Here is a 24,741-nt window from a genome sequence, read left to right as displayed (position 1 = left end):
AGCCGTGAGTGGTAGCCGGAGACAGTATTGATCCGGAATTGAACTCCGTCGCGAGTTGCTGCACTTATCAACGTGCGCACGCGCTTTGCGCGAGTGCTTCCTTGGCAGACGATCCTCATCGGGTTGTCTTTGCTCGGGCGTTTCCTCCCTAGACTTGGGCCGCTTGTCACAACAAGCGGCTCTTCTTTTTCGTACGCCGCTATCGGCGCATTTGCATGATCTGGTCCATCGGCGGCATGTTCTGGTTGAGGTGCGCCATGATCCAGACGGTTCCACCGACCACCAGAAACACGACCATCAGCCCGAAGGCGAGCGCCAGCACGTTGTTGGTGTTGTCCGGACCCGTGGTGATGTGCAGGAAGAACACCAGATGCACGCCCATCTGCGCGATCGCCAGCACGATCAGCGCGACGGGGATCGAGGGCTGCCAGACCAGATCGGTGCCGGCGATGAAGAACGACGTCGCCGTGAGCAGCAGCGCAAGCGCAAGGCCGACGACGTAACCGAGGATCCTGGCCCCAACGCCGTGTTGCTCCTCATCGCCCGGTGCGAGGTCATGTTCGGCCTGCATATGCGTCTGATCGCTCATACGCCGCTCCCAAGCAAATAGACGACGGAGAAAACGCCGACCCAGATGATGTCGAGCGCGTGCCAGAACAGCGCAAAGCACATCATCCGCCGCAATATGTCGGCGCGAAAGCCTTTTGCGAACACCTGGGCCATCATGGTGAGCAGCCACAAGACGCCGGCCGAGACATGCAGGCCATGGCAGCCGACCAGCGAGAAGAACGCGGTCAGGAAGGCGCTGCGCGACGGACCATAGCCACGTGCGACGAGATCGGCGAATTCGCGGAACTCTATGACCAGGAAGATCAGGCCGAGCAAACACGTCACGGCCATGCCGAGGTAGAACCAGAAGCGGTTGCGGACGTCGGCCGCGATACCGGCCATGCCGCAGGTGAAGCTCGACAACAGCAGGCAGACCGTCTCGATCGCGACATTTCTCTGCTCGAAAATCTCCGAGCCCCTGGGGCCGCCAGCGGTCTGGTCGACCAGCACCGCATAGGCCGCGAAGAAGCAGGAGAACATCACGATGTCGGAGAGCAGGAATACCCAGAAGCCATAGGCGGTGACGATGCGCTTCGGCGCCGGCCCCGGATGCTCGATGACGACGCCGATGTGATGGGGATCGGCGTGCGCACGGCCGGCGGTCGCGGTCATCGACATCAGACCGCCCCCGCCATGCTGACGAGGTTGCGCCGCTCCTCGATATTGACGCGGTCTATCGCTGCGACCTCCCCGGCCGGAATGACGTATTCGTCATGGTCGCGCCAGGCGAACACCACGAAGGTCGCGACCGCGCCGATACCGCCCAGGATCACCATCCACCAGATGTGCCAGATCAGGGCAAAGCCCATGATGGTGGCAAAGAAGGCGCAAACGAAACCGGTCGGCGAGTTCCTGGGCATCTCGATATCATGATACTCGGGCAGATCATGCTCGAGCGATTGCTGCTGGGCATGGGCCTTCATGTCCCAATAGGCGTCCTCACCACGGACGTCGGGATCGAAGGCGAAGTTGAACACCGGCGGCGGCGACGAGGTCGCCCATTCCAGCGAGCGACCGTCCCAAGGATCGCCGGTGCGGTCGCGCAGCGCCTCGCGATTGCGGATGCTGACGACGAGCTGCATGATCTGGCAGATCACCCCGATCGTCAACACGGCCATGCCGGCGGCCGCCACCAGCATCCAGGGCCGCCAGGCCGCGACATCGTAATGCTGCATGCGCCGCGTCATGCCGAGCATGCCGGCGACATAGAGCGGAACGAAGGTGACGTAGAAGCCGAGGAAGGTGAACCAGAAAGCCAGCTTGCCCCAGCGCTCGTCGAGGCGGAAGCCGAATGCCTTCGGAAACCAGTACTCGAAGCCGGCGAACGCGCCGAACAGCACGCCGCCGATGATGACGTTGTGGAAATGCGCCACCAGGAACATGCTGTTGTGGAGCATGAAGTCTGCCGGCGGCACCGCGACCAGAACGCCGGTCAATCCGCCGATGATGAAGGTGACCATGAAGCCGACCGCCCACAGCATCGGCGTCGCGAAGCGGATGCGACCGCCATACATCGTGAACAGCCAATTGTAGATCTTCACCCCCGTCGGCACCGCGATGATCATGCTGGCGATACCGAAGATGGCGTTGACGTCGGGCCCGGCCCCCATCGTGAAGAAATGATGCAGCCAGACCATGAAGGAGATGACGCAGATCGCCATGGTGGCGAGCACCATGGAGCGATAGCCGAACAGCGCCTTGCCGGAGAAGGTCGAGACTACCTCGGAGAAGATGCCGAAGGCCGGCAGCACTAGGATGTAGACCTCGGGATGCCCCCAGGCCCAGATCAGGTTCATGAACATCATGACGTTGCCGCCGGCCTCGTTGGTGAAGAAGTGGAAGCCGAGATAACGGTCGAGCAACAGCATCGCGAGCGTGGCGGTAAGGATCGGGAAGGCCGCGACGATCAGCAGATTCGAGGCCAGCGTGGTCCAGCAGAACATCGGCATGCGCAGATAGTTCATGCCCTTGGTGCGCAGCTTCAGCACCGTCGTGACCAGATTGATGCCGGCGACCAGCGTCCCGACGCCGGAGATCTGGAGCGACCAGGCGTAATAGTCGACGCCGACGCCCGGCGAGTAGGACAGTTCCGACAGCGGCGGAAACGCGAGCCAGCCGGTGCGCGCGAACTCGCCGATCACGAGCGAGAGATTGACCAGCAGTGCGCCGGTCGCGGTCAGCCAGAACCCGACGGAATTCAGCGTCGGGAATGCGACGTCGCGCACGCCCAATTGCAGCGGCACGATCAGGTTCATCAGCCCGATCACGAACGGCATCGCCACGAAGAAGATCATGATGGTGCCGTGGGCCGAAAAGATCTGGTTGTAGTGCTCGGGCGGCAGATAGCCCTGCGACTGGTAGGCGACCGCCTGCTGGATCCGCATCATGATGGCGTCGCTGCCGCCGCGCAACAGCATCACCGAAGCCAGCAGGATATACATCACGCCGATGCGCTTGTGATCGACGCTGGTGATCCACTCGTGCCAGAGGTAGGGCAGATGTCCCTTCACCACGACCCAGCCCAGCACGCCGAGGATGGCGACCAACACCACCGCGCCCGCGATCAGCGGGATCGGCTGATCGAGCGGAATGGCCGACCAATCGAGCTTACCGAGCATCATGGGCTCCACTGTGCGATCGGCCCGCTTCGGATGCGAGCTCCGGCCCCGGCCCAGGCGGAATGTGCTGGGTCGCGATCAGGTCGAACAGGCGGGGATCGTCGAGGCGATAGGTCGGCCTGCCCTTTTCGATGCCCTGCTGCATCAGCTTCTTGTAGCTGTCCTCGTTCAGCACGGCATCGGTCTTCGCCGTGGTCGCGACCCAGTCGGGAAAGGACAGCGGCGAGATCACGTTGACGTCGAACATCATGTCCGGGAAGCCATCGCCGGAGAAATGCGCCGACAGGCCTTGCAGCTTGCCCTCATTGTCGGCGCGCAGGTTGAGCTTCGTCACCATGCCGTTCATGGTGTAGATCATGCTGCCGAGCTGCGGGATGAAGAGCGTGTTCATCACGCTCGACGATGTTAGCTGGAAATTCAGCTCCGCGCCGGCCGGCACCGTCAGCGTGTTGACCGTGGCGATACGCTGGTCCGGATAGATGAACAGCCATTTCCAGTCGAGCGAGACAGCCTGTATCCTCACCGGGCTGCCGGTGCCCGGCACGGGCGCCGCGGGATCGAGCCGATGCGAGCCGATCCAGGCAACACCGCCGAGCAGGATGACGGTGAGCGCGGGGATCGCCCACACCACCATCTCGACGCGCCCGGAATAGACGAAGTCGGGCTGGAATTTTGCTTTCGGATTCGAGGCGCGAAACCAGAATGCAAAGGCCAGGATCGCGAAAATGGTCGGCACCACGATCGCGAGCATGATGAAGACGGAATCGACCAGGATGGTGCTGTTGGCGGCAGCCACCGGCCCTTGTGGGTCGAGCAAATTCATCGGCGAGCCACTGGCGATTGGGAAACCCCGAGAGGAGCCTAACGCGGAAAAGCCCGCGCAACAAACGCGGTTGTGTGAAGAGGGTTCCGGACCATCGCGGCTCAACCGCCGGTCATCTCGCGGGGCGGCATGCAATTCCGTGCGATGTCAATGACATCTGCGCGGGACAGTTGGCCTTCTCACCTCGGCACTCCATTGCTAGTTTGCACGAAAAAAGGGATGGAACGAGATGCAGGGCCCTGAGGACGATGCCGGCCTCGCCGGCAAGGTGGCGCTGATCAGCGGCGGTGGCGCCGCGGGCGACGGCATCGGCAACGGCCGCGCTGCAGCAATGTTGCTGGCCCGCGCCGGCGCCAAGGTGCTGGTCGGCGACCGCGACCCCAAGCTCGCCCAAAGCACCGTCGAGATGATCACGGCGGAGGGCGGCACTGCTTCTGCCCATGGCGGCGACGTCACCAGTGAGGGCAATTGCAAGCAGCTGGTCGAAGCCGCGCTCGACCGCTGGGGCCGGCTCGATTTCCTCGACAACAATGTCGGCATCGGCAGCCGTGGCAGCGTGGTCGACGAGGCGCCCGAGCAATATCGCCGCGTCATGCAGGTCAATGTGGAGACCATGTTCCTGCTCTCGAAACACGCGATCCCCGCCATGATCAAGACCGCGCAGGGCGGCGCGATCGTCAACATCTCCTCGATCTCGGCGCTGCGGCCGCGCGGGCTCACGACCTACACGACGTCGAAGGCCGCGATCATCGGTCTCACCCGCGCGATGGCGGTCGATCACGGCCGCGACAACATTCGCGTCAATTGCATCTGCCCCGGACCAATGTACACACCGATGGTCTATGCCCGCGGCATGAGCGAGCAGGCCCGCGCCCAGCGGGCAAAGGCCTCCGTTCTGCAAACCGAAGGCACCGGCTGGGATGTCGGCCACGCCGTCAAGTTCCTGCTCAGCAATTTCGCGCGCTACATCACCGGCCAGGTGCTGGTTGTCGACGGCGGCGTGACGCTGCAAGCGCCAGAACGCGAGTCACAGGAACACTAGTAGAAGGAAACAAAGGGATGGCCCGCCTGCCCTATCTCGAGGCCGACCAGGTCGCGCCCGAATATCGCGACATGCTCAAGCGCAACACCAATCTGCACAAGCTGCTGGTCAACTCGCCGGAGATGGCGCGCGCCTTCAACGGCATCGGCAGCTATATACGCTTCAAGAGCAAGCTCGACCCGCGGCTGCGGGAGCTTGCGATCCTCCAGGTCGGCTGGATCGAGAAGTCGGAATACGAGTTCACCCACCATGTGAAGATCGGCAAGGAATTCGGCGTCACCGACGAGGACATCGCCGGCCTGATTGCGGAGACCGAGGGCAAGCCCTCGAAGCTCGAGCCGCTTGCCAGGTCGATCCTGAAAGGCGCCCGCGAGATGGTCCGCGCGCTCGCGATGTCGGAAGCGACCTTCGCCGAGATCAAGCAGCATCTCTCCGACGAGCACATGGTCGATCTCGTCCTGACTATCGCATTCTATTGCGGCGTGGTGCGCGTGCTCGCCACCATGGAGATCGACAACGAGCCATATTACAAAGAGGTACTTCAGCAGTACCCGATCCCGGGAGTGAACTGACATGCGCCTGAACGACAAGATCGCCATCGTGGTCGGAGCCGGGCAAAGCCCCGGCGAAGGCATGGGCAACGGCCGCGCCACCGCAATCACCTTTGCGCGCGAGGGCGCCAAGGTGCTTTGCGTCGATCATCATCTGGAATCGGCGCAGGAAACTGCCGCCATGATCGCCGCCAAGCACGGCACCGCGGCGGCCTTCAAGGCCGACGTCACGAAATCCGCCGACATCAAGGCGATGGTGGCGGACGCGCAGACGCGCTGGGGCCGGATCGACGTGCTGCACAACAATGTCGGCGTCAGCCTGTCCGGCGGCGATTCCGAGCTGTTGCAACTCACCGAGGAAGCTTTCGACCGCGTCGTCGCCATCAACCTCAAGAGCTGCATTTTCGCGGCGAAAGAGGTGATCCCGATCATGCGCGCGCAGAACAGCGGCGCGATCATCAACATCTCCTCGATGGCGGCGATCACGACGTATCCTTATGTCGCCTACAAGGCGACGAAATCGGCGATGATCGCCTTCACCGAGCAGCTCGCCTACCAGAACGCCGAATATGGCATCCGCGCCAACGTCATCCTGCCCGGCTTGATGAATACCCCGATGGCAGTCGATACCCGCGCCCGCGAATGGCACAAGACCCGCGCCGAGGTCGAAGCCGAACGCGACAGCAAGGTGCCGCTGCGCAGGAAGATGGGCACCGGCTGGGACGTCGCGAACGCCGCGCTGTTCCTGGCGTCTGACGAGGCGAACTTCATCACCGGTGTGACGCTTCCGGTGGATGGCGGGGCGAGTGTGAGACGGGGGTAGAAGTGAGCACAGTGCCGCTTCCCTTCGCCTCTTGTGGGAGAAGGTGGCGCCAAGCGCCGGATGAGTGGTTCGCTCCGCAAATTCAACAAGCGAAGGGACCGCGGATAGAACCCCTCACCCGGATTCGCTTTGCGAAGGCACCTTCTCCCACAAGGGGCGAGGGTGCACCTATCGCGCGGCACGACTCTAATGCGTCACCCGCCAGATCGTGCCGTTGCCATCTTCCGACACCAGCAGCGATCCATCCTTCGCTACCGCAACGCCCACCGGCCTCCCCCACACCTCGGTGTCACTCACCACGAACCCCGTGACGAAATCCTCGTACTCGCCCGTCGGCTTGCCGTCCTTCATCCGGATGCGGATGACCTTGTAGCCGGTGCGCTTCGAACGGTTCCAGGAGCCGTGCTCGGCGGCGAAGGCGTCGCCCTGGTACTCGGACGGAAACTGCGTGCCCTGATAGAAGGTCATGCCGAGCGAGGCCGAATGCGGCTGCACCAGCACATCTGGCACTGTCACCTTGTCCTTGATATCCGGCCGCGCACCGGCGTGGCGCGGGTCTTCGTTGCCGCCGATATAGAACCACGGCCAGCCGTAGAACGCGCCTTCCTTCACGCTCGTCACATAGTCGGGCACGAGATCGTCGCCGAGGCCGTCGCGCTCGTTGGTCGAGCACCAGGGCAGACCGGTCTGCGGCTGCACCGCAAGTCCGACGCAATTGCGGATGCCAGTGGCATAGATCTTCCGCTCCTTGCCGTCGGGATTGAAGGCGAGCACCGTGGCGCGCTCGGTCTCGCTGGCCCAGCCCGCGCCGAGCGGCTGCGCTTTCGACCATGCTTCCAATCCGCCCGGCGGCGTGCCAATGCCTTCCGCGACATTGCTGAGCGAGCCGACCGAGACCAGCATGCGCTTGTTGTCAGGCGTGAAGACGATGTCGCGGGTGGAATGGCCGCCGTCATGCGGTAGGCTCGCCACGATCGTTTCGGCCTTGCCGCGCGCCTTGAGGTCACCGGCCTGATACGGAATGCGGACGACGCTGTCGGTGTTGGCGACATAGACCCATTGCGGATTGTCGCCGTTCGGGAAGAAAGCAATGCCGAACGGCTGCCTCAAGCCACTGGCGAACAATTCGTTGCTGGCGACCTTGCCGCCCTCGCCGGCGCGAAGCACGCGGATGGTCCCGCCCCGCGTCTCCGCGACGAAGACATCGCCGTTCGGCGCCACGCGTATAGTGCGCGGCGCGCGCAGGCCTTCGGCGAACAGCTCGATCTTGAAGCCGGCCGGCACCTCAAGCGCAGCCTCGGACGGACGCGGCACCACGCGCGAGAAGCTCGCGACCGACCGCGTGGCACCGGGCCTGACCAGATCTTGCGGCCGGATCAACCTGACCGTGCCGGGCTTGTCGGCCTGCCAATCGCCGTAGGCATCCTTGCCCTGCAGCACCGGCTCGGCGCGCACACCGGTCATAGCGGCGACCAGCAATCCCGCGGACAGCGCCGCGGCCGAAATCCTGCTCTTCACGTCTTCCTCCCGGCCTTCACCTGTCGCGCGTCTACGCCGATCGACCCGCAATCGTTCTGCGACAGGTCAAACGCCTGCCGAATCGCACGTCAGCTCATGCCCGCACGATGTGCATCAGCCGCAGCCCATCGTACTGGAAAATGCGGCTGATCGGTGCGACACATTGTAAGGGCGGGGCCGCGGATTGCGGTCATCAAAGCTGCGGCATTGGTGTCGCACCTGTCGGGGTGATCATGTGGGGATCCATCGTATCGGAATGGGCGAGCCTGCTGCTCCGCTGGCTGCATGTGGTGGCGGCGATCGCCTGGATCGGCAGTTCCTTCTACTTCATCGCCCTCGACCTCAGCCTCAAGCCTGACAGCGAGCTGCCGGACGGCGTGCAGGGCGAAGCCTGGCAGGTCCATGGTGGCGGCTTCTACCGGATCATGAAATATCTGGTCGCGCCCGCCCGGATGCCGGACGAGCTGACCTGGTTCAAATGGGAAGCCTACACCACCTGGCTGTCCGGCTTCGCGCTGATGGTGGTGGTGTACTATCTCGAGGCCGGCCTGTTCCTGGTCGACAAGTCGATCCTCGACCTCACGCCGTTCCAGGCCGGCCTGTTCAGCTTCTGCAGCCTTGCTCTGGCGTGGCTGCTCTATGAAGGCGCCTGCCGCACCGGGCTGGCGCAGCGCGAACTGCCCTTTGCCATCGGCGGCTATCTGTTCCTGGTCGCGCTGACCTACGCCTTCACTCATGTGCTAAGCGGCCGCGGCGCCTTCAACCAGATCGGCGCGATCATCGGCACCATCATGGTCGCCAACGTCTTCACGCTGATCATCCCGAACCAGAAGAAGATCGTGGCCGCCCTGATCGCAGGGCAAGCGCCCGATCCGAAGCTCGGCAAGACCAGCAAGGAGCGTTCGGTTCACAACAACTACCTGACGCTCCCCGTGGTCGTTCTGATGATCAGCAACCACTATCCCCTGCTCTACGCCACCCGCTTCAACTGGATCATCGTTGCGATCATCCTGGCGCTCGGTCCCGTGATCCGCCACTTCTTCAACGAGGGTCATGCGGGGCGCAAATCGCCTTGGTGGGTGTGGGGAGTCGCCGCTGCCGGCGTGATCGCGATCCTGTTCCTGTCCGCCGCCGGACCGCGCGAGGTCAAGACCGGCGCGCTGTCGGCGCCCGTCACGGTCGCCAATGTCGAGGAGATCGTGATGTCCCGCTGCAGCATGTGCCACGCCGCCGAGCCGGTCTGGGAGGGCATCGTGACGGCGCCGAAGGGCATCCTGCTCGACGCGCCCGAGCACATCCATCGCAACATCCGCCTGATCGGCCGCGTCGCCGCCTGGTCCAATGCGATGCCGCCGGGCAATATCACCGAGATGACGAGCGAGGAGCGCGCCATCCTCGCGGCCTATATCGAGCAGGCGCGCTGATGCCATTACGCATCCATGCCGCATTTTGCGGAATGAAATTCTGCATGTCCCGCCGATTTGAAAATGACTTGACCGCCCATCCGGCGTAGACAGGATCAGCTGGCGCGGTCCAGATTCAGCTCAAGTCCAGTTTGCATTCGGGGAAAGAACAGTGACCCTCAAGAACGTCATCGGTATCGACCACGCCGTGGTCATGGTTCAGGACCTCGACAAGGCCGCCGAGAATTATCGGCAGCTCGGCTTCACACTCTCGCCGCGCGGCACCCACAGCGCCCATATGGGCACCGGCAACTACACCATCATGTTCGATCCTGATTACATGGAACTGCTCGGCGTGCTGGCGGCGACCGAGCACAACGCGCCCGCACGCGCCTTTCTCGACAAGCGCGGCGAAGGCATCGAGCGTATCGCCTTCACCGCGGTCGATGCCGCCGCCGGCGCGGAGGAGATTCACGCACGCGGCCTGGAGCCAATCGGTCCCACCGATTTCGAACGACCTGTCACGCTGCCTGATGGCACGGTGTCGGCGGCAAAATTCCGCACCTTCATGTGGCCGACCGCGGAAGCGCCCGGCGGCGTGCGTATCTTCGCCTGCCAGCACAAGACGCGCGAGACCGTGTGGATTCCCGAGTTGATGAAGCACGCCAATGCGGCGAGGCACATCAAGCAGACGCTGATCGCAACGCCGGAGCCCGCGAAGGAAGCCGCGCACCTCGCGCACCTGATCGACCGCGCGCCGAAGACGGAGGCGGACGGCGCGGTGGCCGTGCCCTCCGGCGGCGATCGTGCCGACTTCGTCTATCTGACCCTGGAGCAGCTCGGCAACCGCTATCCCGGCGTGCCGCTCGCAGGTCTCTCCGAGCGCGGCGGCGCGGCGCTGGTGCTCGTCAGCAGCGATCTGGCGGCAACCCAGAAGGCGCTTGGCTCGGCAGCTGTGCGCAGCGGGGCTGCGATCTGCGTGCCGCCCGCCAAGGCCAACGGCACCCTGCTCGCCTTCGTTGCCGGCTGATTTGAACTAATTCTTTAACAAGCGTTAGCCGGGCAACCCTAGGATTTTTGGGCTATCCACGCCTTCAGGGGCCAAGCGCATGTTCAAAGAGGAATCGCCGATCGCCTATGACGCGCCGGCCGAGCTGAAGAAGTGGCCGTCGCTGAAGGGCGAGAGGCAGAAGAACCGCGGCCCGCCCTATCTCGTCTATAACGGCACGCTCGCCGACTGCGTCCGCGAACTCATGGGCAAGCCCATCAAGGGCATCTCGCTCTACGACATCATGGCGAGGCCGCAAGCAGCGTTCGACCAGACGGTGCTGTCGCCCGGCGATGCCGCCGAGATCGCGATGCGCAAGGACTTTCCCAAGGACTAGTTCAAGGACTAGACTAGCGCGAGGCGCGCTTGCCGCGGGACTTCCCCTGCTGCCTGGAGGAGGAGTCCGTCGGCGCATCCAGGAAAACGACCGGCGTGCCGCGCTTGACGTTGTCGCCAAGCCGGCGCACGTCCCAATTGGTCAGCCTGATGCAGCCGTGCGAAGCGGACTTGCTGACCTTGTCGGGCTCCGCCGTTCCGTGAATGCCGTAACCCTGCGCGGAGAGACCGATCCAGTACGCTCCGACGGGATTGTTCGGCCCCGGCTTGACGTCGAACGGCTTCTTCGACTTGACGCTGTGGAACTTGTACTCGGGATTGTAGTGATAGGTCGGCTTCTCGTCGGTAGCGGTCACCTTGAGCGCGCCGCTCGGCGTGGGGCGGTCCGGACTGCCGATTGACGCCGGGTAGAACGCGACGAGGCGGTCGCTCCCGTCGAAGGCCTTCAAGGTCTCGCCCGTCTTGTCGACCTCGAGCCGCGCGATACGCGGCAGCTCGCGCTGTGCCGAGACATTCGCGACGACGACGGTCTCGCCCGCCTTGTCGAACGACTTGCCGGGATTGAGCGTCCGCAGCAAATCCTCGCTCATATGGAATTTCTCGGCGAGCCCTTCGCGCGGGCTGGTGTAGCTCAGCGCCTGCAGTGACTTCATGTCCTCCAGCTTGCTGGGCAGCTCTTTCAGGAACGGCCCCTTCACGTCGGAGTCGGTGATCTTGTAGTCGACGATCATGGCACCTTCGCTTGCCGCGCTCAGCCTGTCCCACAGCTCCGGCGCGATAGTCTTGTCGGATGCGAACCCGTTCTGCTCGGCAAATGCCTTCAGCGCCTTCTGCGCGTTCTCACCGAACTTGCCGTCGATTTCGCCGGGTGAGAACTGCGCCCGATCGAGCAGGACCTGGAGCTTCACGACCGATGCGGTGACCTTGTCGGTCGCAGGCTGCTTCGCAGGACGCGCAGCGTCGTTCACCGCGGCAGCATCGAGATTGTTCGCGAGCGCCGGACAGGTCACCCACAGCGAGATCACCGCGCCAATTACCCATCGCATCATGTCGCTCGTCCCAATTCGCCAATGCCCCGTAAGAACCGCGGAAAGTTTCTCTGCGGGAACACCGTAGTAACACCGACGGAACCGACGAGACCGCAGCTTTGCCGCAATCGGACGGTTAAGAACTTCTTATCGCCGGCGCAGCGCTGGCCCGTTCATCCCACAGTTCGAGGGTGTCCACGCAATGCGATTTGTCATCGCGGCTTGCGCCGCGTTTCTGATTCTGATGTGCGACCTCGATCCGTCGGCGTCCCGGCAAACATCGGCCTTCGATCGCGCCGTTCTTCAAAACACCCAAGCCTCGCCACTTGTTCCGGTGGTCGAGCTGTTCCTCGCAAGCGTGCACGCGATCGAGCTCGCCAATGCACGCGCGGCCTATGAGGAGACACCCGAGCCGCTGCCTGCGGCCGAACCGGTCGCACAAGCGCCGGTGTCGCCGACTGAACGCTTTTGCCACGCGCTTCGTGAAGCCGCCGAGGCCAGCGGCATTCCGGTGCCGTTCTTCGCGCGCCTGATCTGGCAGGAGAGCCGCTTCAAGTCCAACGAGGTCAGCCAGGCCGGCGCGCAGGGCGTTGCACAGTTCATGCCGGAAACGGCAGCCGAGGTCGGGCTGGATGATCCCTTCGATGCGATGAAGGCGCTGCCGGCATCGGCCAAGTTCCTGCGCAAGCTCCGCGACGATTTCGGCAATCTCGGCCTCGCCGCGGCCGCATATAATGCGGGCCCCGGCCGGATCCAGAAATGGCTTGCCAAAGAGAGCGAGTTGCCGCGCGAGACGCGCGACTATGTCCGCATCATCACCGGCACCAAGGCCGAGGACTGGACCGAACGCACCGAAGCGCTCGCGATCCGGATCGATCTGCCGCGCGAAGCGCCGTGCGAAGGCATCGGCAGCCTGTCCAAGACGAAGGACGTCGCCTGGGTTCCGGTCAACCTGACGCCCTCGGTCACAACCATCATTCGCAAGGCAGAGCAGCTGGCGGCGCGATTGGCGACCGACCGGCTGCGCAAGCGGCTTGCATCCGTGATCCGTAAGGGCACCCATGGCAAGGCGCGCAGCATGATTGCGGCACGTGCGGCCGGAAAGAGCGCGAAGGCCCGCGCTATCCGCCTCGCATCGAGCGAGCGCTGACCAGTCACACCGGCTTCTCGTCGTCGGTCACCGGCGACGTCACCACCAGGAAAACGAGGTCGGTCAGGCCCGAATTCGAGATCGCGTGCTCGACGCCGGGCGGCAGGAAGATCACGTCGTGCTTGCGCACGATGTGGTTCTTGCCGGCGATCTCCATCAGCCCCTCGCCGTCGAGGACGTGATAAACCTGTTCCTGCACCTTGTGGCGGTGCCGCGCGACATAAGCCATCGGCTGGTACATCGAGATGCGGTAGTCGATCCGGCGCGAGCCCGCGGTCTCCGGCATCACCAGCGGCTTTGACAGCGCGCCGCCGAAGTGATTGGGGAATTCGCGCCAGGGCACCTCGGCAATGTTGCGGATGAAGGCGCCGTTGCTCTCCTCGGCCATGATCATGCTCCCTTTCGCGCGTCTCAATTCACCAGCGCTCCGCCATCGACATAGACGATCGATCCGGTCGCAAAACCGTTCGCCATGAAGCTCGCGATCTGCCGGGCGATGTCCTCGGCCATGCCGACACGGCCGACCGGCAGCGCGGCCGCCGTCCTGGCCAGCATCTCCTGGCGCGCCGCTTCCGGCATCGCAGCCCGGATCGGCGTGTCGATCACGCCGGGCGAGACCGCATTGACGCGCACCGGTGCCAGCTCCAGCGCGAGCGCGCGGGCCAGCGATTCCAGCGCGCCGTTTGCGGCGCTGATGATCGCCGAGTTCGGCCGCGGCCGAACGCTGAGGAAGCCGGTCACGAACGTAAGCGAGCCGCCAGGCCTGATCTCGGCTTCGCGCGCGACGCGCCAGGCGCCCCAGAACTTGCCTTCCATGGTGGCGCGGACATCGTCCATCGCCACAGTCTTGAACGGGCCGGTGCGAAGCTGGGCGGCCGTCAGCACGACGTGATCGACCGGGCCGGTGCGGCGGAACAGCTCGGCGACGCTCTGGTCGCTGGTGACGTCGGCGGGGATCGCAGTCACCTTCAACCGCTCCGCGACCGGATCGAGCTTTGCGGCGCTGCGCGAGGCGATGATGACCTGCGCGCCCTCTCTCGTCGCAAGCTCCGCCGTGGCAAGTCCGATGCCTGAGGAGCCGCCGACCACGACGACCTTTTTGCCTGCGAACGTCATTCCGATCTCCCCGACATGTTCTTGATGGGCGATTTGCGACCCTCGGTCAGCCCGGCTGGAACCGGGTGCCGATGCCGGCCTTGCTCTGGCCGAGGCCCGGCAGCTCCCAGACGCCGGCGCCCGACGGATTGACGTCGGCGGCGATGTCGACGTCGATCAGATACGGCTTGTTGGCGGCGATGCCCTTGCGGATCGCCTCGCCAAGATCGCCGGCGCGATCGACCCGCACGCCCTCGACGCCGCAGGAGCGCGCCATCGCCGCGAAATCCGGATTGTAGCGTTGGCCTGTGTCCGGATGCTTGAAGTCGGTCGCAAGCTCGCGCCCGCCGAGATAGCCGCGCTGAAGTCCGCGGATCGAGGCATAAGCGTAATTGTTCCAGACCACCCAGACCACGGGCAGATTGTACTCGACCGCGGTGCCGAGCACGTGGGCATGCATGAAGAAGGCGCCGTCGCCGCAGACGGACACGCAGGGACGATCGGGCGCCGCGAATTTCGCGCCCATCACGCCGGCGACGCCAAAGCCCATCGGACCGAATCCCATCGAGCCAATCAGCGAGTCCGGCCGCTTCGGCTTGCAGAAGCCGAGCAGCCAGTTGTGGTGCACGCCAATGTCGGAGACGAGGATGGCGTCTTCCGGCAGCGCCTTGTCGATCTCGGCGGCCGCGCGCTGCGGGTTGATCGGCGTGGTGTCGTCGGAGAAGCCGGGCGCGACGAATTTGTCCCACTCCTTTCGGTAGGTGTCGATCTGCGCCAGCCATTTCTTGCGGGCGTCTGACTTCTTGAATAGGTTGTCGCGGCGGTCGAGCTCCGCATGCACCTGGCGCAGGAAGGTGCGAACATCGGCCATCAGTCCCAGCGCGACGGGATAGTTGCGGCCGATCTCCTCGGGATCGATGTCGACGTGGATCAGCCGCGTCGGCGGAATCGTGAAGGAATAGCCTGGAATCCACGAACTCGAGGTGCGATCGTCGAAGCGGACGCCAAGTGCGAGCAGCACGTCGGCCTGCCGCGTCGCGTGATTGGCCTGATAGTGCCCGGCGCGCGCGACGAGGCCGAGCGCAAGCGGATGATTGACGTCGAGCGCGCCGAGACCGCTCGCGGACGCGGCGACCGGAATCTGAAGCCGTTCGGCCAGCTTGCGCAGCTCGTCCGCCGCACCGCCATAGCGCACGCCCTGCCCGACCAGCATGACCGGCCGCTCGGCCGCGAGCAGCATGTCGACCGCCTTCTCCACGCCCTCAGGATCGGCACCGCAGCGGCTGGAAATGTTGGCGTTCCACTCGATCGCCTTCGGCGCCTCTTCCGCGGCTGATTCCATGAAGACGTCGAAGGGGACGTCGACCACTACCGGCCCCGGCCGGCCCGTGATCATCGTCTTCCAGGCCTGCCGTATCGCAAGCGGAACCATCTCGCCGCGCGTCGGCTGAAACACCTTCTTGCACATCGTGCGCACGGTCGAGGGGAAGTCGGCCTGATAGTGCCGGTACATCTCCTGGAACGCGCCGCGGTTGAACTGGCTGGTCGGCACGTTGCCGGTGATCGCCATGAACGGCACGGAATCGAGGAAGGCGTTGGCGAGCGAGATCGGAAGATTGGCCGAGCCGGGCCCGCACGAGGTGAAGGTCGCGGTTGGCCTGCCGGAGACGCGATAATAGACGTCCGCCATGAAGCCGGCGACGCTCTCGTGATGCACGGAGATCGTCTTGATCTCGGAAGAACGTTCGTACAGAGCATCGATGAACTGGATGTTGCCGTGGCCGCAGAGCCCGAACACCTGCGGCACCTTCTCCTGGATCAGATAGTCGACAATGACCTGGGCGCCATTGAGCATGTTTCTCGACATCAACCCGTCTCCCTCTCGGCCCACGACTTCTTGTGGACCGGGGCGGAAAACACGGCGCGGTCGTCGTTAGGCCGCGGGCACCCTATTTCTCATAATGCTGTACGTCAATTTATATTGTGGTAGGCTCGTGCCGGCGGAAAATGCGAAGCTCGAGTCCGACGCCGGCACGAATTGGCGTGCTACTGTCGCAGCATCGAGTCACGACGGATTTGCCGGAGGGGTGTCCTTGAGATCGCGTACCAAGCCCAGCACAAGCGAGAAGCCCGCCAGCCCGCGCAAGGCCGCGATTGCCAAACTGGTCTCCGCCCCCAAGGCTGAGGGCGACGATGATGCCGAAGACAAGCAGCGCGGCGGCGGGGTTCAGTCGCTCGGGCGCGCCTTCTCGATCCTCGAAGAAGTGGCGCGCCACCGCGAGGGAATCGGGCTTGCGGAACTGAGCAAGCTGGTCGGCCTGCACAACTCGACGACCTTTCATCTCGCCAAGACCATGGTCTCGCTCGGCTACCTCCGCCAGGAGAAGGACAACAAGCGCTACCGCATCGGGCGCCCCTTGTTCGCGCTCGCGGCAAGCGCGCTGGACGAGATCGAGATGGTCAATGTCGCAACGCCCGTACTGGAGGAGCTGTCGCGCCAGACCGGCGAAAGCGGCCATTTTGCCGTGCGTATGGGCGATGCAGTGATCGTCGTCGCCCGCACCAGCGGTCCCGGCGCGTTTCAGCTGACCGACCGTGTCGGTGTGGTGCGGCCCGCCCATTGCACCGCGCTCGGCAAGATCATCCTGGCCTCGCTCCGCCCGGAACAGTTCAAGCGTTTCATCGATCGCGTGGAGCTCAAGCCCTCGACGCCCAAATCCATCAGCAATCCCGGCGCGCTGATGCGCGAGATCGCCGAGGTGCAGCGCACCGGGGTTGCCTTCGACGACGGCGAGTTCAATCCGGAAGTGCGCTGCGTCGCCGTGCCCGTGACCGACTTCACCGGACAGGTGATCGGCGCGCTCGGCATTTCCGGGCCGATCTGGCGGCTCTCCAACCAGGCGCTGCATGACGGCGCGCAGATCGTGCAGGCCGCCGCCGACCGCCTGTCGGCCGAATTCGGCGCCAAGGATCGGGCGCACAAGGCGTTCACGCCGAAAGTCTAGGACGCGCATCAACGGCGATTTTGCCGGTTGACACCGGCGACGGCGTTCGGGATTATCCTCCAGCATTAGAAGAACGTCTCTCACATTGTCGGATGGCCGATTTTGAAGGGAGGCACGCGGTGCACCCGGGAGGAGACAGACATGATCCGCTACCCGCGACGGACGTTGTTACGCGCGGGCGCAGCCTTCGTCGGCGCGTCCGCATTTGGGTTTCCGGCGATCGTGAAGGCCCAGGCCGAGCGGATCCGGATCGGACACCTGACACCGCTGACCGGCTTCCTCGGAGTGATCGGCAGCTACGCCCAACTGGGCGTCAAGCTCGCCGCCGAGGAGATCAACGCGTCCGGCGGCATCCTCGGCAAGCGGATCGACCTGTTATCGGAAGACTCGATCAACCCCGCCACCGCCGCAACCAAGGCGCAGCGCATGCTGGAGCAGGACGGCGCAGTGGTGCTGCTTGGCGAGATCTCGTCGGCCTCATCGCTCACCATCATGCAGGTCGCCGAGCGCAACAAGAAGGTGTTCTTCTCGACCGGCGCGCGCTCGGACGCGCTACGCGGCAAGAACTGCAACAAATACGCCTTCCACTGCGACATCCCCAACACCGTGATGGTCAACGCGGTCGGTACCGCGCTGTCGCAGCAGGGCATGGTGAAGGGCAAGAAGTTCTTCACGCTCACGGCCGACTACATCTTCGGCCACGACCTGCTGAAGGCCGCCAAGGCGTTCTTCGGCACGCACGAGGCGAACCTGATTGGCGACGAGCTGATCGCAACCGACGCCACCGATTTCAGCCCGTATCTGCTGAAAGTGCGCCAGGCCAAGCCCGACGTGGTCTGCTGCAATCTCGCCGGCAACCAGGTGACCAACCTCGTCAAGCAATATGCCGAGTTCGGCCTGCCCTACCCGCTGGTCGGCTTCAATCTCAACACCGGCGATGCATGGGCCGCGGGCGCGGGCAATCTCGGCGGTACCTGGCCGACGGTCTGGTATCACACGCTGAACAATCCGACGTCGCAGGCCTTCGTCGCGGCCTTCAGCAAGAAGTACGGCAAGCCGCCGGAGAACCACGCCTGGATCGATTACGTCACGCTGAAGCTGCTGGCGGAAGCGATCAACACGACGAAGTCGACCGAGAGCAACGAACTGATCGCCTATTTCGAGAAGCAGGCCCAGTTCGACATCGGCAAGGCGCGAAAGGCCTATTTCCGCTCCTGGGACCATCAGCTCGTGCAGGAGGCCTATCCCTTCACCGTGAAGCCGAAGGACCAGATGAAGGACCAGTGGGACATGCTGGTGCTGGGCGATGCGGTTCCGGGGGCGGGCGATCCGCTGGAGACGATCTATCCGACCAAGGAACAGAACCCTTGCGAGATGAAGGCCTGAGGCGCGGCTTGGACGCAACATGCAGTTCGAGTTCTTGCTGGAACAGGTGGTGAATGGCCTCGTGCTCGGAGGCTATTACCTTCTCATTGCGCTCGGGCTGTCGCTGATCTTCTCGGTCGGCGGCATCGTCAATCTGGCGCATGGCGCCTTCTATGCGCTCGGCGCCTATGTCAGCGTCGAGCTGACCAGGCGTCTCGGCTTCGGCGCTTCGGTGGCGATCTCGCCTTTCGCGGTCGCGCTGCTCGGAATCCTCTTCGAGCGCTTCATCCTGCGGCGCTTCTACTCCGCCGATCCGATCCTCAGCCTGCTCGTGACCTTCGGGCTTGCGATGGTCGCAGAGCAGGCGATCCGCATGATCTGGGGCGCGGCGCCGGTCTCGACCGAGATCCCGCAAAGCTTTCGCGGCTCGGTCATCGTCGGCGATTTCCTGTTCTCGCGCTATCGCCTGCTGATCCTCGCTGTCGTCGCCGCCATACTGCTCGGGATCTGGCTGCTGCTGCAAAAGACCTCGTTCGGCCGCGTGGTGCGCGCCGGCATCCAGCGGCCCGACATGGTCGCGGCGCTCGGCATCCGGCTGCAGCCCTACATGACGGGGATCGTAATGCTCGGCGTCGGCATGGCCGCGCTCGGCGGCGCCTTCTTCGCGCCGATCACCACCGTGCATCCGGCGATGGGCGCCGAGATCATGACCATTGCCTTCGTCGTCGTCGTGATCGGCGGCCTCGGCAGCTTCTGGGGCGTCGTCATCTCCGCCCTGCTCGTCGGCGTGGTGCGCGGCATCGCCATTCATTTCGAGCCGGCCGCCGGTGAAGCCTCGATCTACATCCTGATGTTCCTGGTGCTGCTGGTGCGCCCACGCGGCCTGCTCGGCGAACGCATCGAGAAGTTCGAATGAGGAGCGCCTCGCCCATCCACAGGCTGAAGCCGCTGCTGATTGCGACCGTGGCCATCGTCGCGCTGCCCTTCCTGCTGAAGGCGTTCGGCTTGTCCTTGAACACCGGCACCTGGATCGTCGGGCTCGCGATCGCGACCAAGGGGCTCAACCTCTGCATCGGCTATACCGGCCTCGTCTCGTTCGGCCACAGCGCCTGGTTCGGCATCGGCGCCTATGCCGCGGGCCTGATCCAGCTGCGTTTCTTCCCCGGCGAGATCTGGCTGCCGCTACTGGGATCGATGATCGTCGTCGCGATCGCATCGGGCGTCATCGGCATGCTGATCCTGCGCCGGCGCGGAGTCTACTTCTCACTGCTGACACTGGCGCTGGCCGCGCTGGTCTACACCACCGCCTTCCGCTGGACGAGTCTCACCGGCGGCGAGGACGGGCTCGGCGGACTGAAGCGCGGCAGCATCGGCTCCATGAGCTTCGACAATGCGCTCAACTATTACATCGTGGTCTCTGTCGTCGGGCTCGCCGTCCTCTACATGCTGATGCGCCTCGTGCGCTCGCCGTTCGGCCATGTCCTGGTGGCGATCCGCGAGAACCAGCTGCGCGCGAGCTTCCAGGGCTATCCGGTCGAGCGCTACAAGCTCGCGGTGTTCGTGATCTCCGCCGTGGTCACCGGGCTTGCCGGCGCGCTGATCGCATTCCTGAACTATCTGGTCTCGGCGGAGGCCGTCTCGGTGCCGTTCGCCGGCGAGCTTCTGGCCATGGTCGTCATCGGCGGCATGCGCAGTCTGCTCGGCCCCGCACTCGGCGCGCTGTTCTTCATCCTGTTCAGAGAGCTGTTCTCGATCTGGACGTCGGACTGGCTGTTCTGGTTCGGACTCATCTTCGTGGCCTTCGTGATGTATTCGCCCGGCGGCCTCGTCGGCATCGGCGCGCTGGTCATGCGGCGCCTTCGTCCACCCGCGGAAGAAACAGCCGCGATGAGCCGGCGCAAGATCTATGACGGCCTGCCGCTGCCTGATTTCCTCCAACCGGAATCGCTCCAGGGCACTGTGCTCGAGGTGACCGGCGTCTCCAAAAAATTCGGCGGCATCCGCGCGGTCGAGAATGCGAGCATCAGCGTCGCCGCCGGCGATATCCACGCCCTGATCGGGCCGAACGGGGCCGGCAAGACCACGTTGTTCAATCTGGTCTCCGGCCTCTACGCGCCGGATCAAGGCACCATCCGCCTGCGGGGCCGCGACATCGCCGGCGTGCCCGCGAATGCCATCTGCCACCAGGGGCTGGCGCGCTCGTTCCAGATCACCAATTTGTTCCGCGGACTGAGCATCTACGAGAATTTGCGCCTGTCGCTGCAGGCGCGGCGGCCGATGCGCTTCAACATCTGGAACGACATCGACGCGTACGAGGACATCCACGCCGAGACCGCCGCGCTGACAAAATTCCTCGGGCTCGAAGGCATCGAGCAGATCGAGGGCGGCGAACTTTCCTATGGCGGGCAGCGGCTGGTCGATCTCGGCATCGCGCTCGGCTCAAGGCCGCAGGTGCTGCTGCTCGACGAGCCGCTCGCCGGCCTTGCGGCGGCCGAGCGCGAGCGCGTGTCCAACCTCGTCCAGAACATCGCGACCAACATTCCCGTGCTGATCGTCGAGCACGACATCGACCGCGTGCTCGGCTTCTCGCAAGTGGTGACCGTGATGAACCAGGGCGAGGTCCTGATGTCGGACTGCCCCAAGGCGGTGCGCGCCGATCTGCGGGTGCAGGAGATCTACACCGGCAAGGGCATTCCCGCGGTCGCGCACCGGCGCAGCATTGAGGATGCAAGCGAGCGCGCCGCCGTCCTGCTCCTCGATGGCGTCAACACCTTTTACGGCAAGAGCCACATCCTGAGCGACGCCGCGCTCGACGTTCGCGAGGGCGAGATCGTCGCGCTGCTGGGCCGCAACGGCGCCGGCAAATCGACGCTGCTGAAGACGATCGCCGGCCTCGTGCCGGCGGCGTCGGGCAGCATCACATACCGTGGCGCCGACATCGCCCGCCTCCCGGCCCCCGACATCGCGCGCCGCGGCGTCGGTTATGTGCCGCAGGGCCGCGGGCTGTTCGCGGGCATGACCGTGCGCGAAAACCTCGCGCTCGGCCGCCTCGCCCGCAAGACCGACGGCAGCGACGGCGTGGTCTGGAACGAGGAGCAGATCCTGCAGTATTTTCCGCGCCTGAAGGAGCGCATGAACGTTGCCGCCGACTATCTCTCCGGCGGCGAGCAGCAGATGGTCGCGGTGGCCCGCGCGATGTCGGGCAATGTGAGCCTGTTGCTGCTCGACGAGCCGTTCGAGGGTCTCGCACCGGCGGTGACGCTCGAACTGTTCGGGGTGTTCGACCAGCTCCGCCGGCACATGTCGATCGTGATCGTCGAGCACAACCTCGACCTCGTGCTCGCGCTCGCCGATCGCGTCTTCGCGCTGGAGCGCGGCGCCGTGTTCCACCAGGGACCGGCCGCGCCGCTGCTCAACGATCTCAGCTATCGCAAGCAGATCCTGTGGCTGTGATGGAAACCGATGCGCTCCCTCTCCCGCAAGCGGGAGAGGTACAGCGGAGCGCACGACCACGCACAAGCGCAGCAGCCCCTACTCCGCCTTGATGTTCGCGGCCACGACGACCTCGGAAAGCTCCTTGGTCTCCTTCGCGATCGTGGCGGCGTAGTCGGCGGGGCTGAGCACGCTCACGACGCCTTGCGAGCCGAGCCGCTCCACGACCGCCGGATCCTCAGCAGCGGCGACGATCTCACGATGCAGCGTTTCCAGGATCGGCGCGGGCGTCGCCTTCGGCATGAAGAAGCCGACCCAGAACGAGATGTCGAAGCCGGGATAGCCGGCTTCGGCGACGGTCGGCACGTCCGGCAGCGACGGCAACCGCTCGGCCGACGACACCGCGAGCGCGCGCAGCTTTCCGGCCTTGACCAGCGGCACGGCCGACAAGGGATCGAACACCGCCAGCACCTCCTGCGCGAGAATACCGACCTCGGACGCAGCGCCGCCGCGATAGGGCACGTGGATCAGCTTGATGCCGGCCTTCCGGCTGAGCAACTCCATGGCGAGATGGGCAAGGTTGCCGTTGCCGCCAGAGCCGTAGGCGAGCGCGCCCGGTGCAGCCTTTGCCGCGGCGACGAGATCGGCAACGGTGCTGACGTTGGCCGTCTTGGGATTCTCGGGATTGACCACGAGGACGAGCGGCGCCGACACGACGCTGGTCAGCGGCGCGAAGTCTCTTTGCGGGTCGTAGCGGATGTCCTTGAACAGCGTCTTGTTGAGCGTGATGGTGGACGAGTTGCAGGCGAGGATCGTGTAGCCGTCGCCTTCCGCATGCGCGACGCCCTCGGCGGCGATCATGCCGTTGGCGCCGGCGCGATTCTCGACGACGAAGGGCTGGCCGAGCTTGTTGCTCAAGCGATCGCCAATGATCCGCGCGACGACATCGACCGGACCGCCCGCGCTGAATCCGACCATGATCCTGACCGGCCGCACCGGATATTTCTGCGCGAGAGCCTCGCTCGTCACGCACAACCCGGCGACGATCGCCAGCAGGCGAAGCGTTCGTTGCATTCGTTCTCTCCCCGGACGCTAGCTGCCGCTTTGCATGTATTGATGCGGCGCATTCGAGGGACATGATGAGCGGCCGCGCCGGATTTCGCAATCGCGTTTCCGCGCACGCATTCCGCCGCGCGGCACGTCAGAGCGGCATCCAAACAAAAATTGAGAAAACAACCCCATGCACAGTAGCCGGTCCCGGTCGGCCCAAGGACTTTGCATGCTCCGCAAGGACTTGCATGCCCCGCAAGGGCTTGGTGCCCCGCAATGTCGTTTGACACGTCGGGCAAAACACCTTCATGATGCCATCATCGCAACAATCGCCAGCGTCCACGCCGCCCGACCACGGGCCGCCTCGACGCGATTGTGCGTAAGCCCTTCATCGATATCTCAAAATTCGTAATCGCGCGCAGCGAGCGAACGGTCGCTCGCGCGTCTGCGCCAGCACAGGACACAGCACATGACGACAGTACCGAACCGCCCCATCACCTCGCCGGTTGCGGCAAACGATCGCGGCGGCCCCGCCGCGAGCCCCCGGATCAGACTCTACAAGCGCCGCATTGCGATCAGTCATCCCGACCCGCAAGCCGGTGAGCAATTGCTGGCCGAGGCGCTCGGCGCGGCGGACCGCGACGCGCTGCATGGCATCGTCAAGCAATTGGTCAAGGCGAGCGCGATCGGTCAGAAGCCCGACGAGGCCAATCTGGCCTTCATGGTCTCGATGATCAGGAGCATTGCACCGAAGGATTCCATCGAAGCCATGCTGGTGTCTCAGATGGTGTCCGTTCACATGGCGACGATGCGCTGCGCCTGTCGTCTCGCCATCACCGACAATCTTCCACAGCAGGAGAGCGTCACACGCGCATTGACCCGGCTGACCCGCACCTTCGCCGCTCAGGTCGAGGCCCTGAGCCGCCATCGCAACAGCGACGCGCGCACGATCACGGTTCGGAATCTGTCGGTGCAGGACGGAGGACGAGCGATCGTGGGGAATGTCACGCAGCATGCGAACGTGATCGTGGCGGAGGCGGGCCCGAGCGACGCAAGGCAAGGCGCCAACCCATGACCGACGGTCACCCCCGCAATACCGTCCCGATGCGGGCCAGTCCCCGCTGCGGCGCCAGGACCCGCGATGGCGGCACCTGCCGCGCACCTGCCGCGCACGGCAAGGCGCGCTGCCGCATGCACGGCGGGGCGCGGGGAACCGGGGCGCCGAGAGGGAACGGGAATGCGCGGACGCATGGCCTGTTCACTGGAGAAGCCATTGCAGAGTTGAGGGCGGCTCGGGTGCTGCTGGATGAGGCCCGCAAAATGCTCGGTGAACTGACGTGATCGTCCTGGGGACTTCGGCCCAGCGCGAGTGCAGCCAGTCGTCAGCCCCTCAGGAAATTTCCCATACCACCGCCAGGAGGACGATGGACAAGGCAAGACTGGCGGCGAGCAGCACGAGCACGGTGGGTCCCCGCTCGCCCCGGCGCGCTTCCGTAGGTGTCTCGACGGCCGTCTTCAAGCCGCGCCATCACATTTCCCTTCACAATGGGATTCAAGCAGGCACAGGACCAATCGTTCCCGGTTCTGGAACAGGGCTGTCACCCCCCGCGTTGGCTGAACAACGAAGGAGCGTGAGATGACCGAAAAGTACGATCCGGCCCGTGCCGACAAGCATGCCGAACCAGCCGGAAAAGCCCGCCGCCCGGACAAGGCCGACCGCGAACTCGAGAAGAGCTTGAAGGACAGCTTTCCGGCATCCGATCCGCCGAGCAGCACGCAGCCTGCGAAGGCGACACCAGATGGCAAGCGCTGAGCGGCGCGGAGGATGGATGCGCGAGACCGGCG

At 64.6% G+C, this 24,741-nt stretch carries 24 protein-coding genes; 14 read left to right on the top strand and 10 right to left on the bottom strand.

What is annotated here, in order from left to right:
* Positions 1-199: 199 nt before the first annotated feature.
* From cyoD to JQ572_RS08695, 4 genes are read right to left on the bottom strand one after another with little or no spacing between them, the layout of a single operon-like run.
* Complete coding sequence (cyoD, locus tag JQ572_RS08710) at positions 200-589, bottom strand: cytochrome o ubiquinol oxidase subunit IV (RefSeq protein WP_211382597.1); 390 nt, start codon at positions 587-589, stop codon at positions 200-202.
* A complete protein-coding gene (locus JQ572_RS08705) occupies positions 586-1,227 on the bottom strand; it encodes a cytochrome (ubi)quinol oxidase subunit III (RefSeq protein ID WP_211382596.1) in 642 nt (213 codons plus the stop codon). The genes cyoD and JQ572_RS08705 overlap by 4 nt, the downstream gene beginning before the upstream one ends.
* Entirely contained in the window at positions 1,227-3,227 is a 2,001-nt protein-coding gene (gene cyoB / locus JQ572_RS08700) for a cytochrome o ubiquinol oxidase subunit I (protein WP_211383520.1), read from the bottom strand. The genes JQ572_RS08705 and cyoB overlap by 1 nt, the downstream gene beginning before the upstream one ends.
* On the bottom strand, positions 3,217-4,050 hold the full coding sequence (locus JQ572_RS08695; protein WP_211382595.1) for a cytochrome ubiquinol oxidase subunit II family protein: 834 nt from the start codon (positions 4,048-4,050) through the stop codon (positions 3,217-3,219). The genes cyoB and JQ572_RS08695 overlap by 11 nt, the downstream gene beginning before the upstream one ends.
* A gap of 229 nt (positions 4,051-4,279) precedes the next feature.
* On the opposite strand from JQ572_RS08695, the gene JQ572_RS08690 reads away from it, so the two are divergent.
* Genes JQ572_RS08690 through JQ572_RS08680 form a run of 3 tightly spaced genes read left to right on the top strand, consistent with a single transcriptional unit; the run spans position 4,280 to position 6,466 of the window.
* On the top strand, positions 4,280-5,092 hold the full coding sequence (locus JQ572_RS08690; RefSeq protein WP_211382594.1) for an SDR family NAD(P)-dependent oxidoreductase: 813 nt from the start codon (positions 4,280-4,282) through the stop codon (positions 5,090-5,092).
* Positions 5,093-5,109: 17 nt separating this feature from the next.
* A complete protein-coding gene (locus JQ572_RS08685) occupies positions 5,110-5,664 on the top strand; it encodes a carboxymuconolactone decarboxylase family protein (protein ID WP_211382593.1) in 555 nt (184 codons plus the stop codon).
* Position 5,665: 1 nt separating this feature from the next.
* Complete coding sequence (locus JQ572_RS08680) at positions 5,666-6,466, top strand: SDR family NAD(P)-dependent oxidoreductase (protein ID WP_211382592.1); 801 nt, start codon at positions 5,666-5,668, stop codon at positions 6,464-6,466.
* Positions 6,467-6,652: 186 nt separating this feature from the next.
* Here JQ572_RS08680 and JQ572_RS08675 read toward each other — a convergent pair whose 3' ends face one another.
* A complete protein-coding gene (locus JQ572_RS08675) occupies positions 6,653-7,984 on the bottom strand; it encodes a PQQ-dependent sugar dehydrogenase (RefSeq protein WP_211382591.1) in 1,332 nt (443 codons plus the stop codon).
* Between the two features lie 233 nt (positions 7,985-8,217).
* On the opposite strand from JQ572_RS08675, the gene JQ572_RS08670 reads away from it, so the two are divergent.
* The 3 genes from JQ572_RS08670 (at position 8,218) to JQ572_RS08660 (ending at position 10,772) form a co-directional block, all read left to right on the top strand.
* Positions 8,218-9,408 carry a urate hydroxylase PuuD gene (locus tag JQ572_RS08670; RefSeq protein ID WP_211382590.1) on the top strand — a complete coding sequence of 397 codons (1,191 nt, stop codon included), beginning with the start codon at positions 8,218-8,220 and terminating at the stop codon, positions 9,406-9,408.
* Between the two features lie 151 nt (positions 9,409-9,559).
* Positions 9,560-10,417: a VOC family protein gene (locus JQ572_RS08665; RefSeq protein ID WP_211382589.1), complete on the top strand. Its 858-nt coding sequence runs from the start codon at positions 9,560-9,562 to the stop codon at positions 10,415-10,417.
* 79 nt (positions 10,418-10,496) lie between these two features.
* Complete coding sequence (locus JQ572_RS08660; protein ID WP_211382588.1) at positions 10,497-10,772, top strand: hypothetical protein; 276 nt, start codon at positions 10,497-10,499, stop codon at positions 10,770-10,772.
* Between the two features lie 13 nt (positions 10,773-10,785).
* Here JQ572_RS08660 and JQ572_RS08655 read toward each other — a convergent pair whose 3' ends face one another.
* Positions 10,786-11,820, bottom strand: a complete 1,035-nt coding sequence (locus JQ572_RS08655) for a L,D-transpeptidase family protein (protein ID WP_211382587.1) — start codon at positions 11,818-11,820, stop codon at positions 10,786-10,788.
* Positions 11,821-12,001: 181 nt separating this feature from the next.
* Between JQ572_RS08655 and JQ572_RS08650 the strand changes: the two genes are divergently transcribed.
* Positions 12,002-12,949 carry a lytic transglycosylase domain-containing protein gene (locus JQ572_RS08650; protein ID WP_211382586.1) on the top strand — a complete coding sequence of 316 codons (948 nt, stop codon included), beginning with the start codon at positions 12,002-12,004 and terminating at the stop codon, positions 12,947-12,949.
* A 4-nt stretch (positions 12,950-12,953) separates the two neighbouring features.
* Here JQ572_RS08650 and JQ572_RS08645 read toward each other — a convergent pair whose 3' ends face one another.
* The 3 genes from JQ572_RS08645 to JQ572_RS08635 are packed head-to-tail and all read right to left on the bottom strand — an operon-like array spanning position 12,954 to position 15,911.
* Entirely contained in the window at positions 12,954-13,337 is a 384-nt protein-coding gene (locus tag JQ572_RS08645; protein WP_211382585.1) for a cupin domain-containing protein, read from the bottom strand.
* A gap of 23 nt (positions 13,338-13,360) precedes the next feature.
* Positions 13,361-14,065, bottom strand: coding sequence for an SDR family oxidoreductase (locus tag JQ572_RS08640; RefSeq protein ID WP_211382584.1), 705 nt, complete (start codon positions 14,063-14,065; stop codon positions 13,361-13,363).
* A 46-nt stretch (positions 14,066-14,111) separates the two neighbouring features.
* A complete protein-coding gene (locus JQ572_RS08635; RefSeq protein WP_211382583.1) occupies positions 14,112-15,911 on the bottom strand; it encodes a thiamine pyrophosphate-binding protein in 1,800 nt (599 codons plus the stop codon).
* 220 nt (positions 15,912-16,131) lie between these two features.
* Between JQ572_RS08635 and JQ572_RS08630 the strand changes: the two genes are divergently transcribed.
* The 4 genes from JQ572_RS08630 (at position 16,132) to JQ572_RS08615 (ending at position 21,867) form a co-directional block, all read left to right on the top strand.
* On the top strand, positions 16,132-17,049 hold the full coding sequence (locus JQ572_RS08630; protein WP_211382582.1) for an IclR family transcriptional regulator: 918 nt from the start codon (positions 16,132-16,134) through the stop codon (positions 17,047-17,049).
* A 141-nt stretch (positions 17,050-17,190) separates the two neighbouring features.
* On the top strand, positions 17,191-18,435 hold the full coding sequence (locus JQ572_RS08625; RefSeq protein ID WP_211382581.1) for an ABC transporter substrate-binding protein: 1,245 nt from the start codon (positions 17,191-17,193) through the stop codon (positions 18,433-18,435).
* Between the two features lie 19 nt (positions 18,436-18,454).
* On the top strand, positions 18,455-19,330 hold the full coding sequence (locus tag JQ572_RS08620; RefSeq protein ID WP_211382580.1) for a branched-chain amino acid ABC transporter permease: 876 nt from the start codon (positions 18,455-18,457) through the stop codon (positions 19,328-19,330).
* The gene (locus JQ572_RS08615; protein WP_211382579.1) at positions 19,327-21,867 is read left to right on the top strand and encodes a branched-chain amino acid ABC transporter ATP-binding protein/permease; all 2,541 of its coding nucleotides are present in this window, start codon (positions 19,327-19,329) and stop codon (positions 21,865-21,867) included. Before JQ572_RS08620 ends, JQ572_RS08615 begins: the two co-directional genes overlap by 4 nt.
* Positions 21,868-21,945: 78 nt before the next feature.
* Here JQ572_RS08615 and JQ572_RS08610 read toward each other — a convergent pair whose 3' ends face one another.
* Positions 21,946-22,920: a Bug family tripartite tricarboxylate transporter substrate binding protein gene (locus JQ572_RS08610; protein ID WP_211382578.1), complete on the bottom strand. Its 975-nt coding sequence runs from the start codon at positions 22,918-22,920 to the stop codon at positions 21,946-21,948.
* Between the two features lie 445 nt (positions 22,921-23,365).
* Between JQ572_RS08610 and JQ572_RS08605 the strand changes: the two genes are divergently transcribed.
* The 3 genes from JQ572_RS08605 to JQ572_RS08600 all read left to right on the top strand — a co-directional run bounded on the left by JQ572_RS08605 (position 23,366) and on the right by JQ572_RS08600 (position 24,709).
* Positions 23,366-23,971 carry a hypothetical protein gene (locus JQ572_RS08605; protein WP_211382577.1) on the top strand — a complete coding sequence of 202 codons (606 nt, stop codon included), beginning with the start codon at positions 23,366-23,368 and terminating at the stop codon, positions 23,969-23,971.
* Positions 23,968-24,237: an HGGxSTG domain-containing protein gene (locus JQ572_RS35320; RefSeq protein WP_315986379.1), complete on the top strand. Its 270-nt coding sequence runs from the start codon at positions 23,968-23,970 to the stop codon at positions 24,235-24,237. The genes JQ572_RS08605 and JQ572_RS35320 overlap by 4 nt, the downstream gene beginning before the upstream one ends.
* A gap of 295 nt (positions 24,238-24,532) precedes the next feature.
* The gene (locus JQ572_RS08600) at positions 24,533-24,709 is read left to right on the top strand and encodes a hypothetical protein (RefSeq protein ID WP_211382576.1); all 177 of its coding nucleotides are present in this window, start codon (positions 24,533-24,535) and stop codon (positions 24,707-24,709) included.
* Positions 24,710-24,741 lie beyond the last annotated feature (32 nt).

The organism is Bradyrhizobium sp. SZCCT0153 (genome assembly GCF_018129995.1).
Lineage (GTDB): Bacteria > Pseudomonadota > Alphaproteobacteria > Rhizobiales > Xanthobacteraceae > Bradyrhizobium > Bradyrhizobium japonicum_G.
This window is presented reverse-complemented; position numbering and strand designations above follow the sequence as displayed.